The sequence below is a fragment of the Bacillus sp. CR71 genome (assembly GCF_003429245.1).
GTDB classification, from domain to species: Bacteria; Bacillota; Bacilli; order Bacillales; family Bacillaceae_G; genus Bacillus_A; species Bacillus_A thuringiensis_S.
Map to the genome: position 1 here is coordinate 926,958 of NZ_CP031748.1, position 12,647 is coordinate 939,604.

The window sequence follows — 12,647 nt, forward strand, 5'->3', positions numbered from 1 at the left end:
AATAGATTATAATATGTTTAGTAAAATTAACCAATATATATTTTGCTCATTATGTATTAAAGGGGAAATGAAAATGGCTGGACAAATTCGTATGTCACCAGAGGAGCTTAAATCGAAAGCGGCTCGATATGGACAAGGTGCAAATCAAATTGAGGACATTTTAAGTCAACTACAAAACTTACAAAATGAATTAAGAGGAGAATGGGAAGGACGTGCTTTTGAAGGTTTTGACCAACAGTTCAATCAATTAAAGCCAAAGGTACAAAACTTTGCACAGCTATTACAAGAAATTAATATGCAGCTTAATAAAACTGCAGAGGCTGTTGCTTCTCATGATGAAGAATTATCACGTAATTTCGGTTTGAATTAAAAACGCTTTATTCTATATAACAAGCATTTCAAATGAGCCATACAGCTTATATTGTATGGCTCATTTGATTGCATGCCTAGCGAGCGATTGATAGGGATATATATTTAATGAGATTTCTTTGATGCGTTTGGAAAACTTATAGAAAGGGTTTGAAAGAATGGGACAATTTCAAAGTAATTTACAAACAGCAACGCAAATTGCTACGAAAATGGGATCAGCCTCTGATAGGATTCAAAGTGCAACCAGTCGTTCTATAACAAAGGCGGCGCGTACAACGTTGTCTGTTAATTTCAAATCACAAGAAGCGAATCAGCAAGTTTTAGACTTGACGAAACAATTTTCCGCTGCCTTCCAGCAAGCGGTTGATAATATTCATTCGGTAGCTAAAGAATTTGAGAGAATGGATAACGAACTTCACAATACTTTTCGCTGATGTGACAACCTACGTAAAGTAAAATAGTAGGAGGAAAAAGATGGGTCGAGATATTGAAAATAAAATTAAAGAGTTAAATCTAAAGTTACGAAATGTATTTGAAGAACAGGACCGAAATCAATTCGCGATTCAAGCTCAGGAACAAGCGGAAGCAGATTTTTATGAATGTAGGAGTCGAAATCGTCGTTTGTTTGAACGAATTTTAGGAACTTGGCATGGTGATAGAGAAATGTCCCAGTTTTTTATGAATACGTATCAAGATGCACAACATATTGAACGAAAAGTCACATTTGAATTGGAAAACAAAAAAGAAACATTGTTTAAAGAGAAACGAGATCTTAGTGATTTAGAAAACGCCCTTTCATATCAGCAACAACAATTAGTAAAGGAGGCTAATTCATGAGTTTAAATATGTATTTGGGAGAAGTACAGAACCAAACTCAAAGTATGAATGCTGTATGTACGGCCACCATTCAAGGTATGGAACAAGCGATTCAGTCGATTGATGCTTTTGCAATTGATACTGTGTTACAAGGGCAAACGTATAGCAGTGCAAAATCATTTTTTGTACAAACTTTTCGTCCTCTAGCACAAGGAATTATTTACTTATGTGAAGAACTAATCCGTCAGAATAATGCCTTTCCAAGTCAATTTCAATCACAGGTAGCTTCAACTGATGTTATTGAACAAGAAGTGTTAGAACAAATTCGAGAAATTGACCGAATGAAAACAAGTATGGAAGCTGTCAATCAAGCTATGCCAATTCCGGGTATGGATGCCATGGTAAATCTTTTTATTGTTATGAGGAAAAAACTGCAAGAAAAGCTGGATCATTTGTATCAATTCAATCAGACCTCTAGTAATAATTATAGTACAGCAATTCAATTAGCAGCGAGTATTGCTGCAGGTCTTGCGGAAGTCCAAAGTGGAAAAGGTTTTAATGCTTTAACAGGGATATTTAGTGTGAAAGAATTAAATATGGAATGGACAGTAGCTATTCAAAAAAAATCAGAAGATAAAGTTCATGCTGTTCAAATTGAAAAAGAAGCTGTTAAAAATGATTGGTTTTTGATGGATTCAAAAGAGGTAAAGGAAACAGCTAATGGAGTAGCAACAGTTACTGGAGTAGTTGTAAAAGGAATTGGTAGTATAATAAATGGTAAAAAGTATGAAAAATCATTTACTGAGGAAAAGGGATATGGTGGTATATTTATTAAAGGTCTTACACTTGAAGCAGAGCCATTTGTAAGTTCTCGTACTTATGATCAATTTAATGTAAAAGATAAAGAAAAGAGGGAACAAACTTATGGACCTAAAGTTGGGTTTACAGTAGCTCAAGCTGGAATAGAACAAGAGGATATTGTTTTTGGAGCTGGAGCTGAAGCTAAAGTAGCGCTTGCTTCTGCAGAGTTAGGTGCTCATGTGGAAAATGGAAATTTACATATAGGAGCTGAAGCTACTCTAGTAAAATATGAGAGTGCTATAAAAATTCCTATTCCATTTATGGATAAAAAGTTACAAATTGGGGGATCTGCATCGCTTGGAACACTCGGGGGATCTTTTGAAGCTGGAAAAAGTGGATTCAAATTCCATGCACCATTTGGTCCTGGTGTAGGTTTATGGGGATTTGGTTTAGAAGTTAGTGTTAAGGAATAAAGGAGATAATTAGTATGAATAAAAAAGTGAAAAATTTTAAATATCTTATGATTATATTAGCTTGTATTGCAATTTTTGGTACAATTTTACCTAATGCATTGGATCCAAATGAAACATTAGCAGGTAACATTTCGGTTGCAGTTTTTGGTACAATTGGTACTTGTTTGTTGTTTTCTGTCACTTATTTCATTATAAAAAAGGCTATTTTAAGAAGGGGAAACTAAGATGGTACAAAATTTAGAGTTAGAATTACTTCCAATAGGTTCTGTTGTAATGTTTAAAGATTGGGAACATCCATTAATGGTTTATGGAAGAAAACAGATGGATTCTGAAACGAAAAGAACATGGGATTATGTATGTTGTTATTTTCCTCATGGTAATATTTCTTCGGAGTATAATTTCTTTTTGAATCATGAAGATATTTCTAGTGTTTTACATCTTGGTTTTATTAATGAAACAGAATTAGAGTTTCAAAAATTATTTAAAAAAGAAGTTGAAGAAAAACGGTGATTCTTTTAAGCTGTTAGTGTTTTTGAAATAGTTAATGGATGAATGTTAATACATATATATTTAAAGGAAGGGGACTCTCTATGAAATTACTTCGCTCATTTCTCATTTTCACTCTTGTTGTATTGTTAAGCGCATGTAATACAGCAACAAAAGTCACAAAGGTTCAAAAAAATGGCGAAACGACTTTAACAATTGGTTCTTTGCAGGGGTATTACGATGTACAAACGCTTAAAGCTGAAAAAGGAAATGTGGAAATTCCTTATGAGGCAGCAGTTGAAGAAGGTACGATTTTATTGCAAGTCACAAAAGACGATAAGGTCATTTATGAAGAAGAAGTCACTTCTCAAAAAGAAGGTTTGCTTTCTTTTGAAGCGCCAAAATCCGGATCATATGATTTAATTGTACGTGTGAAGGGTGAAGAAGAGAAAGCGAAAGGAATTCAAATACATACGAAGCTATGAAAAAACGGCAAGCGGAGTATACTCGCTTGCCGTTTCCATTTCCAGTTGGTTCTGGCATAACAAATGCTCATCAATTTCAAGAAGTGAACGTAAAGTAATTCAGAAGTATACAATATTTTACTTTCAGCGATGTAATCCCTAATAAAAGATTCAATAAATTTTATAATGTAAATATTTAATTCTAATCATTAAAAATCCTACTTTTTCTTACTTTAATTGTTTCTAAAATATAAAGAAGAATACCTAAACCAAATATTTTTTCAGTATTAGAAATATTATTACCTAATTTAATAATAGGTACATTTAAGCCAAATCTTTCACTCCATTCTAAAGGCATATATCCCCTCTTGCAGTTTATTAATATACGATCATCCATTGTACGAAAAGACGTTTCGAAAAAATCAAATTCCACTTCTATCTCAGAAATTTTTATCTCTTTTTCATTCATCAAAGAACCACGTACCATTCCAAATCCTTGTATCATATTTTCTTTAAACATACCTACACAATTATAATTCGAATCATAAATAGCCCAATCATAATTTTCAACTTCACTATGAAAGTATGCAAGAATTTCTCCATCACTTGCTTCCAATCCAACAACGTGTTTATTTTTTAAAGAAGATACTGTCATCATATCAGTTGAAATTAGCTTTGTTCCTGCTACATAAGCTCCATCAGGAGTATATAATCCAAAATGTTTATTACCTTCTGGTAATTCTAATAATACAAAAGTATTAGTATCCCAAAGTGTTATACTATTTTTAACAATATTTTTTTCTAATAACTTCCCTTTTCTTAATTGCAAAAAACCAATTCCTAAAAAAACAAACGAAACTATAACAATAAAAATAACCTGTCCCCAATTAATATGTCCCCACTTTTCATATACAGCACATAGTGCCAAAATAAAAACACCAATTCCAATAAAAAATTTAAACTTCCCTTTCTTTTTATAATACTCAAATAATTCCACATAAACACCTCTATCAGTTGGTCTTAATATTTCAATTACCCTTCAAATAGGGGGCACATTACCGAAAGTGAAAAATTGTATGCTAAGGGTGTAAAAACCTATTATAGCAGGTTTTATAGAGAATATAAGTCTATGTTGATGCTACCCCTTATTATAGTTGTTTTATAAGTTTAGTGGTGAATTTTTTATTGTGAATAGAAAGGAGAATGATGTTGAAAATTTTTAAAAATACAATTTTATTTGTTTTATGTTTAGTAGTTCTTAGTGGTTGTTTTACAAGGGCAAACATATAGCAGTGCAAAAGCATTTTTTGTATAAACCTTTCGTCCTTTAGCGCAAGGAATCATTTACTTATGTGAAGAGCTAATCCGACAAAACAATGCCTTTCCAAGTCAATTTCAATCACAGGTAGCTCAGGGAGATGTAATTGAACACGAGATATTAGAACAAATTCGAGAAATTGACCGAATGAAAACAAGTATGGAAGCTGTTAATCAAGCTATGCCAATCCCGGGTATGGATGCCATGGTAAATCTTTTTATTGTTATGAGGCAAAAACTGCAAGAAAAGCCGGATCATTTGTATCAATTCAATCAGACCTCTAGTAATAATTATAGTACAGCAATTCAATTAGCAACTAGCATTGCTGCAGGTCTTGCGGAAGTTCAAAGTGGGAAAGGGTTTAGTCCCGTAAGTGGTACATTTAGTACACAGGGGTTGAATATGGACTGGACGACTTCCATTCAAAAAATGACAGAAGCTAAGGCACACGAAGCGGACAATTTTGTAAATAGCAATTTATCAGATGATAATATCGAAGAAGGTACAATGTATGATACCCCCCCTGAAAAATCTATGCTTCGAAAAGTTTGGGACGGTATATACGTTGGTTCTGGGCAAGTTATCGGAGGGATTGTAGAAGGATTCAATTCACTAGATGATACAGTAACAAAAGAAAATATTAAGTATGCTATAGGTCATCCCCTAGAGACAGCATCTACTGCGTATAATACTTTTTCTAATTCATTTGTGAATGATTTTTGGCATGGTGATGCAGAAAGTCGTGCAAAATCGGGAACAAGTATTTTTATGGAAGTTGAGATAGGATGGATTGGGGATAAAGGGATAGGCTGAGTAGGGAAAATAACTACACTCGGTGAAGGCGCGAATCTAGCAAAAGTCTAGAAGGTATCTCTTCCGTTTCGAATCAAATACCATTGAAAGACCAATTTGCTTTTGCTGGCGGAAGTGGTGGACAATCCAGGTTTAATATACCTGAGTTTAATCAAGCAAAGGATACGCTTTTATCCGCTAAAGTATAATATGGAGCTCATTATGAAAGAGTTAAACGCAGAAAAGTACTTGCACCAGATGTAGAGTATAAATCACCATCAGGTCATACATATAAAACTGATAGTGAGAGGCGAATTACTAGTGTAGAAGGAGAATTAAAAATAGGAGATGCTAAAAGAAATCCTTATGCACAACGAAAAGCTGGACAAAATGGACCGAATGGAAGAAATGATAGATTAAAAGATGATGATGGAGGTCATTTAATCGCAAGTATGTTTGAGGGATCTGGTGATATTGATAATTTGGTGGCAATGAATTCACAAATAAATCGTTCTGGAGGTAAATGGTATAGTCTTGAACAAAAGTGGTCGCAAGCTTTAGCGGATGGAAAAACGGTGAAAGTAAAAATAGAGCCTATATATTCGGATGATAGTATAAGACCTTCTCAATTTAAAATAGCTTATGAGATTAATGGAGAAATTAAAAAAATTAGGATAAAAAATCAATCTGGAGGATAAGTATGGAAACTGAAAAAATGGAAATAGTTTATCAAGAAATAGGTACAAAAATAGATGAAATTATACCAGGGGAATGGAACGAAATTTATCTATATGCTGAATTATTAGAGGATTCAACAGAAGCGTACTTCTTCTTTACTACTCCTAAAAAAGATGGTTTTATTTATTCGAATAATATTCCAAAAGTATATGATGTAGATGAGGAGATTTATGATGACTTATTATTCGAACTATATGACGCATTAGAGAAATTACGTGAAGAATTTAAGGAAAATGAACAAGAATTATGGACAAACTTAACATTAATTCTACATGATTCAGGAAAATTCAAAATAGAATATGATTATACAGATGTGTTATCCCCTGAACATAATCCTACAGAAAGGGAGATAATATGGAAATACAAATATCTTGGTATTACTCCCGATAATGAAATTGATAAAAAGTTTTTAGATAATTATCTTAAAAATATAGAAGATAAATAAAAATATTGATAATTGTGTGTTATGTTATCCTCTATGAATTATCATTCATAGAGGATTTTTTATTAAATTCAATAGTTAAAATGAATAATTCTCATACTTAATTATGAGAGGAGTAGATAGGAACAGAATATAGTCCCGTTCGGAACAATGACGTTTGAGGGTTTACTTCATATCTTTTATCTCTTTATTTTCAATATCTTGAATGTATACTTTTGTTGTGTATTTTGAGGATATTAGGGGAATTGGTGGGAAGTCAACTTTTACTTTCAAATTAGGAATACACTTATTAGACACTCTAAGTAATAAATTTGTCCACTTTAATGAGGAGGGAGAATTTTGGGTTTGTAAAATAACAATGGAACTACGTGTTTTTTCGTCATACAAAAACCTCTACATATAAGTAGAGGTTTTTAAATTATATATGAATGAATTATGCTTTTTATATAAAGCAAATCGAGTTCAGATAAACGAAGAACATAGAATACATAATTTTAACTAGATTTATTACTAGCTAGTGTATCCCCACCACCAAGCTCCGCCTCAATCTGCGAAGTCTTCGATGACTCATCCATACGCCAATACGTAATAAAGCTGATTGCAATACATCCAGCTACGTAGAAGTAGAATAGTGATTCCATTCCGATACTCTTTAGCCATAATGCGATGAACTCAGCTGTTCCACCGAATATCGCAACTGTTAGTGCATATGGTAAACCTACGCCAAGTGCGCGAATTTCAGTTGGGAAGAGTTCGGCTTTTACAATTGCGTTAATTGATGTGTAACCAGTAACGATAATGAGGCCGACCATCATGAGTAAAAATGCTACGATTGGTTCTGTCGTTTTTTCCATGAAGAAGAAGATCGGTGCTGTTAGTAACGTTCCGAGAATACCGAAAGCCATTAATAGTGGACGGCGTCCGATTTTATCGGATAGTAGTCCTGCAATCGGTTGAAGTACGACGAATATAAGTAGTGCGACAAAGTTAATCCAGCTTACAACTTCTTTCGGAAGGCCGACTGTGTTTACCATGAACTTTTGTAAATATGTTGTGTACGTATAAAATGCGACAGTGCCGCCTAATGTTAGGCCGACTACTGTTAATACAGCTTTCGGATGTTTCATAAGAGCGCTAATGGTTCCTGCGCTTTCGCGTTTTTGTGATTTTATGTTTGAGAATTGCTCCGACTCATCCATCGTGCGGCGAAGCCATAATACAGCTACTGCGCCCATTGCTCCAATAATGAACGGAATACGCCATCCCCAAGCTTTCATATCTGGTTCGCTTAGTAATTGTTGAAGAACAATTTGAACGCCTAACGCAACCATTTGTCCAGCAACGAGCGTTACATATTGAAAACTTGAATAAAAACCACGGCGGCCACTACTAGCCATTTCAGATAAATATGTTGCGGAAGTCCCATACTCTCCGCCAAGTGATAATCCTTGTAATAAACGGGCAAGAACTAAGATGATCGGCGCCATAATCCCAATGCTTTCGTAACTAGGTGTACAGGCGATAATTAAAGAACCACTGGCCATAACCGTAATGGAAAGAGTTAATGCTGCCCGGCGTCCGTGCCGATCTGCATATCGTCCCATTAGCAAACTGCCGATAGGGCGCATTAAAAATCCAACTGCGAAAATAGCTGCTGTGTTCAGTAATTGACTCGTTGGATCACCTTTAGGAAAGAACTCTGCTGAAAAATAAACAGCAAAAGCAGAGTAAACGTACCAGTCGTACCATTCAATTAAATTGCCGACAGAACCTTTGAAAATATTGCCGGCGACTCGATTAGATTTTGCTTGAGCCATAATCATTCCTCCTCTTGCTTAGTAATAAAAGGTATATATGAAAGCGTGTTCATTGTAGTTGAATTGTACTGTTTATAGAATGAAATCTCAATATTATGACAATTTTATTCTTTTTGTACTTTATGTACATGGAGAGTTTTAATAGTTGCTTCATTATTAGTTTTGTCATAATAATAGAAAAAGGAGATTGATAGTTTTGAATATTTTATCAAAGGATATGAAGCATGAAGAAATCACGCAAAGTGTCATTGCAAACGAAAATAGTAAGCTTAATTATTACGTTAATTTTATTTGTCGTTCTCCTATTAGCGGGAATATTTGTTTACATTCAGTCCGTTGATACGAAGAGCCAAGTAGAACAGTTAGCACTGCAAACGGCTAAATCTCTTTCTTTTATGCCAGCGATAAAAGAGGCTTTTCAATATAACGAGCATAAAAGTACTATCCAATCCATTGCGGAACAAGTTCGTGAGCAAGCTGGTGCAGATTACGTCATTGTAGAAGATCGCTATGGGGTTATGTATTCCCATTCTAATTCTGAGTTGATTGGAACAAAGAGTAACAACCCGTATAACTATGAGGCACTTACTTTTGGTGGCTATTATACAATCGAAGGAAATGGTACAAATGGTCCAGCTTTAATGGCGAAGGCACCTATTATTGTTCATAACGGAGATTACGATCAAGTAGTAGGCGTTGTGACAGTAGAGTTTCTAATAAAAGGCATTGAATCTAACATATTGAGCAGAACGAAAGAAATTATACTCTTCTCCGTAGCGGTATTATTAGCCGGAATTGTTGGTGGCATTCTTTTAGCGCGTAGCATTCGTAAAGATACACTCGGTTTAGAGCCGAATGAAATCGCAGCGTTATACCGGGAACGAAGCGCGATACTACTATCTATAAAAGAAGGGATTATCGCCATTGATCAAAATGGTTTGATTACGATGATGAACACCTCTGCAGAAGAGATGCTACATGTAAATGGTGATTATATGCAGCAGCACATTTCAAAAGTTTTACCAGAATTTAATATGGAGAGAGTGCTAGAAAACGATCAAGAAATCGCGTTTCAAGATAAAGTGTTTATTTTAAATAGGACACCGATACTTGAAAATAACAGTACGGTAGGCGTTGTATGTAGTTTTAGAGATAAAACAGAACTGCAAAACTTAGTGAACACAATATCTGAGGTAAGAAAGTATTCGGAGGACTTACGCGCTCAAACACATGAATTTACAAATAAGCTGTTCGTCTTATCGGGATTACTTCAGTTAGGACATTACAAAGAAGCGATTGAATTTATCCAGCAAGAATCTAACATTCATCAAAGCCAAAATCATATTTTATTCCATCAAATTCATGATGCGAAAGTACAAGCTATTTTATTAGGGAAAATCGGAACAGCATCTGAGAAGAAAATCGATTTTCATATTGAAGGAGATAGTGCGCTTCATCCGTTACCAGACCATATAAAAGTTTCGCACCTTATTACGATTCTTGGAAATATAATCGACAATGCGTTTGATGCGGTTAGTGAACGAGAGGAGAAGAATGTTTCCTTCTTCGTTACGGATATTGGACATGACATTGTATTTGAAGTAATAGATAGTGGAGCAGGGATACCGGCAGAAAAAATCACGACTATTTTTCAAAAAGGATTTTCAACGAAAGGAAATGATCGTGGTTACGGATTAGCGAATGTGAAAGAAATGGTAGATCTACTAGAGGGAACAATTGAAATTCAAAATGAGAAAAATGGGGGAGCTATTTTTACAATTTACCTTCCGAAAACATTGAGAGAAAGTACATGACAAACAGGGGGATGGGCATATGTTGAAGGTTGCAATTGCAGAAGATGATTTCCGCGTCGCGCAAATTCAAGAGGAGTTTTTATCAAAAATAAAGGACGTAAAAGTAATCGGAAAAGCGTTGAACGCAAAAGAAACGATGGAACTACTACAAAGGGAAGAAATCGATTTGCTTCTATTAGATAATTACTTACCAGACGGAATTGGAACCGACTTATTACCACAAATCCATGCCGACTTTCCAAACGTTGACGTAATTATGGTTACAGCGGCGAATGAAAACCATATGTTAGAAAAAGCAATTCGAAACGGCGTAAGCAACTACCTTATAAAACCGGTCACGTTAGAAAAATTTGTTCGTACCATTGAAGACTATAAGAGAAAGAAGCAATTATTACATAGTAACAATGAAGTGAATCAAGCACTCATCGATAACTTTTTCGGCACTTCGCAAATACAACATATGAAAAACTTACCGACAGGTGTTGATCCGTTAACACTGCAAAAGGTGAAAGGAATTATAAAAGGGTTCGAAGAGGGAATTACAATAGAAGAAATGGGAGAACAAATGGGGGCTTCCCGAACAACCGCAAGAAGATATTTAGAATACTTAGTAGCAACAAACGAATGCACAGTAGAATACACATACGGCATTATCGGACGACCAGAACGAAAGTATCGAATAGGACGAGGACTATGAAAAAACGATTATTACTATGTATATGGATCATGACAGGAGTAATAGCTGGTTGTGCCTCAGAAAAATCCCATACGAATAAAATGAACATCGACAAAGTAGAAATCGTTGCGCCGAACGTCCAAGGAGCAGGATGGGACTTAACGGCACGAGCGATGCAAAAAACGCTAACAGAAGAAAAAATCTTCACAAAACCAATCACAGTCACAAACAAAGTAGGTGGCAGCGGTGATGTCGGATGGAAATATACGAAACAAAAAGGCGGTCACGTACTGGCAATTAACTCAAGCTTACTCATAACGAACAACCTACTAGGCCACAGTAAACTAACATATAAAGACTTCACACCGCTCGCAACACTCGCATCGGACTGGGAAGTCGTTGTCGTATCAAAAGAATCAAACATAGAAAACGCAAAACAACTAATGGAACAACTAAAACAAGACAAGAAAAACTTCAAAATCGGTGTTGCCCCCGGCCTAGGAAACGACGATCACCTATCATTCGTACAAGTAAGCAAAGCCTTCGGCATAAACCCAGCCGAACTACAATTCTTCGTCTACGAAAACAAAGAAAAAATCATAAACGCCCTAACGAACAAACAAATAGGCGCCGCAACCATGACCCTATCCGAAGCCGAAAAACAATACAAAGCCGGCAAAATAAAAATACTAGCCGTATCCGCACCAAAACGCCTAGACCGACTACCAGAAATCCCAACCTGGAAAGAACAAGGAATCAACGTCATCTTCCAGCACTGGAAAGGAATTATGGGCCCGAAAGATATGACGGAGGAAGAGGTTGCTTATTGGGATAGTGTTATTAAGAGGATGGTGGAGAGTGATAGTTGGAAGGGGATTTTGAGGGAGCGGGGTTGGGAGAGTTTTTATAAGGATAGTGGGGAGAGTATGGGGTTTTTGGAGGAGTGTCATTTTAGGTATGAGGAAATGGTGAAAAAAGAGGCTTAAGAGGGAAGTATTCAATCAGGCTTTATTTTTGTAGTTACTTCTATATAATATAAAAGAGATGAGAGTGTTAGGCTAATTGTATTAAAAGGGCTAGATAGGGATAGATAAAATCTAGCTTACTGATTAAAAATATATTAGTCGTTAAAAGATATAAAAGGCATTTTTCAGTCTATAAAGTGTGGAAACATAAAGTATAGAGTTTCTGTGAGATTTAAGGAGGACATAATGAAGAAAAATATTTATGTTGTTGGAGCAGTAATTGTTCAAGATGAGAAAATTTTATGTGCACAAAGAGGACCATCTAAATCGCTACCCCTTATGTGGGAATTTCCAGGTGGGAAAATAGAAGAGGGAGAAACACCTCAAGAGGCGTTAAAGCGTGAAATTGATGAAGAAATGCATTGTAGCGTGCAGATTGGTGAGCAAATTGATTATACAGCCTATGAGTATGATTTTGGTATTGTTCATTTGAAAACTTTCTATTGTAAACTTGTTGAAGGAAGTCCGGTTCTAACTGAGCACGTAGCAATTAAATGGTTACATCCGAATGAACTAGCAGCTTTAGAGTGGGCACCTGCGGATATCCCAACTATTGAGAAGTTATCAAAAGAATCGCTGATAAAGTAATTTGATAAAACTATCCGTTTTAGGCGGA

General features: G+C 35.4%; 15 protein-coding genes and 1 pseudogene. 14 read left to right on the top strand and 2 right to left on the bottom strand.

The annotated features are described in order from the left end of the window. Positions 1-73: 73 nt before the first annotated feature. The 7 genes from DOS87_RS04805 to DOS87_RS04835 all read left to right on the top strand — a co-directional run bounded on the left by DOS87_RS04805 (position 74) and on the right by DOS87_RS04835 (position 3,430). Positions 74-370: a WXG100 family type VII secretion target gene (locus DOS87_RS04805; RefSeq protein WP_000918592.1), complete on the top strand. Its 297-nt coding sequence runs from the start codon at positions 74-76 to the stop codon at positions 368-370. A 157-nt stretch (positions 371-527) separates the two neighbouring features. Next, on the top strand, positions 528-803 hold the full coding sequence (locus tag DOS87_RS04810; protein WP_000529664.1) for a TIGR04197 family type VII secretion effector: 276 nt from the start codon (positions 528-530) through the stop codon (positions 801-803). Between the two features lie 40 nt (positions 804-843). Then, on the top strand, positions 844-1,206 hold the full coding sequence (locus DOS87_RS04815; RefSeq protein WP_044783270.1) for a DUF3958 family protein: 363 nt from the start codon (positions 844-846) through the stop codon (positions 1,204-1,206). Then, positions 1,203-2,459, top strand: coding sequence for a T7SS effector LXG polymorphic toxin (locus DOS87_RS04820; RefSeq protein WP_098578210.1), 1,257 nt, complete (start codon positions 1,203-1,205; stop codon positions 2,457-2,459). The genes DOS87_RS04815 and DOS87_RS04820 overlap by 4 nt, the downstream gene beginning before the upstream one ends. Before the next feature lie 14 nt (positions 2,460-2,473). Then, complete coding sequence (locus DOS87_RS04825) at positions 2,474-2,683, top strand: hypothetical protein (RefSeq protein WP_001036918.1); 210 nt, start codon at positions 2,474-2,476, stop codon at positions 2,681-2,683. A gap of 1 nt (position 2,684) precedes the next feature. Next, positions 2,685-2,969 (top strand): DUF4176 domain-containing protein, encoded by a 285-nt coding sequence (locus DOS87_RS04830; RefSeq protein ID WP_000250499.1) that lies wholly within the window; start codon positions 2,685-2,687, stop codon positions 2,967-2,969. Between the two features lie 80 nt (positions 2,970-3,049). Further along, a complete protein-coding gene (locus DOS87_RS04835; protein WP_000771854.1) occupies positions 3,050-3,430 on the top strand; it encodes a BA_1872 family lipoprotein in 381 nt (126 codons plus the stop codon). A 181-nt stretch (positions 3,431-3,611) separates the two neighbouring features. On the opposite strand, the gene DOS87_RS04840 is transcribed toward DOS87_RS04835, so the two are convergent. Next, positions 3,612-4,406, bottom strand: a complete 795-nt coding sequence (locus DOS87_RS04840) for a hypothetical protein (RefSeq protein ID WP_000418489.1) — start codon at positions 4,404-4,406, stop codon at positions 3,612-3,614. A 270-nt stretch (positions 4,407-4,676) separates the two neighbouring features. Between DOS87_RS04840 and DOS87_RS04845 the strand changes: the two are divergent. The 3 genes and pseudogenes from DOS87_RS04845 to DOS87_RS04850 all read left to right on the top strand — a co-directional run. Further along, positions 4,677-5,713: pseudogene (locus DOS87_RS04845) on the top strand (cytoplasmic protein); the annotation flags it as partial. Between the two features lie 120 nt (positions 5,714-5,833). Beyond that, positions 5,834-6,217 carry a DNA/RNA non-specific endonuclease gene (locus tag DOS87_RS30010; RefSeq protein ID WP_225986872.1) on the top strand — a complete coding sequence of 128 codons (384 nt, stop codon included), beginning with the start codon at positions 5,834-5,836 and terminating at the stop codon, positions 6,215-6,217. Positions 6,218-6,219: 2 nt separating this feature from the next. Then, on the top strand, positions 6,220-6,702 hold the full coding sequence (locus DOS87_RS04850; RefSeq protein WP_000447112.1) for an antitoxin YezG family protein: 483 nt from the start codon (positions 6,220-6,222) through the stop codon (positions 6,700-6,702). A gap of 491 nt (positions 6,703-7,193) precedes the next feature. On the opposite strand, the gene DOS87_RS04855 is transcribed toward DOS87_RS04850, so the two are convergent. Continuing rightward, on the bottom strand, positions 7,194-8,516 hold the full coding sequence (locus DOS87_RS04855) for an MFS transporter (protein WP_208730215.1): 1,323 nt from the start codon (positions 8,514-8,516) through the stop codon (positions 7,194-7,196). Positions 8,517-8,740: 224 nt separating this feature from the next. On the opposite strand from DOS87_RS04855, the gene DOS87_RS04860 reads away from it, so the two are divergent. The 4 genes from DOS87_RS04860 (at position 8,741) to DOS87_RS04875 (ending at position 12,619) form a co-directional block, all read left to right on the top strand. After that, the gene (locus DOS87_RS04860) at positions 8,741-10,330 is read left to right on the top strand and encodes an ATP-binding protein (protein WP_208730216.1); all 1,590 of its coding nucleotides are present in this window, start codon (positions 8,741-8,743) and stop codon (positions 10,328-10,330) included. Positions 10,331-10,349: 19 nt separating this feature from the next. Further along, positions 10,350-11,027, top strand: a complete 678-nt coding sequence (locus DOS87_RS04865) for a response regulator (protein ID WP_150158495.1) — start codon at positions 10,350-10,352, stop codon at positions 11,025-11,027. Then, positions 11,024-11,992 (top strand): tripartite tricarboxylate transporter substrate binding protein, encoded by a 969-nt coding sequence (locus tag DOS87_RS04870; protein WP_208730217.1) that lies wholly within the window; start codon positions 11,024-11,026, stop codon positions 11,990-11,992. The genes DOS87_RS04865 and DOS87_RS04870 overlap by 4 nt, the downstream gene beginning before the upstream one ends. A gap of 225 nt (positions 11,993-12,217) precedes the next feature. Then, positions 12,218-12,619, top strand: coding sequence for a (deoxy)nucleoside triphosphate pyrophosphohydrolase (locus DOS87_RS04875; protein WP_000739607.1), 402 nt, complete (start codon positions 12,218-12,220; stop codon positions 12,617-12,619). Positions 12,620-12,647: the final 28 nt, after the last annotated feature.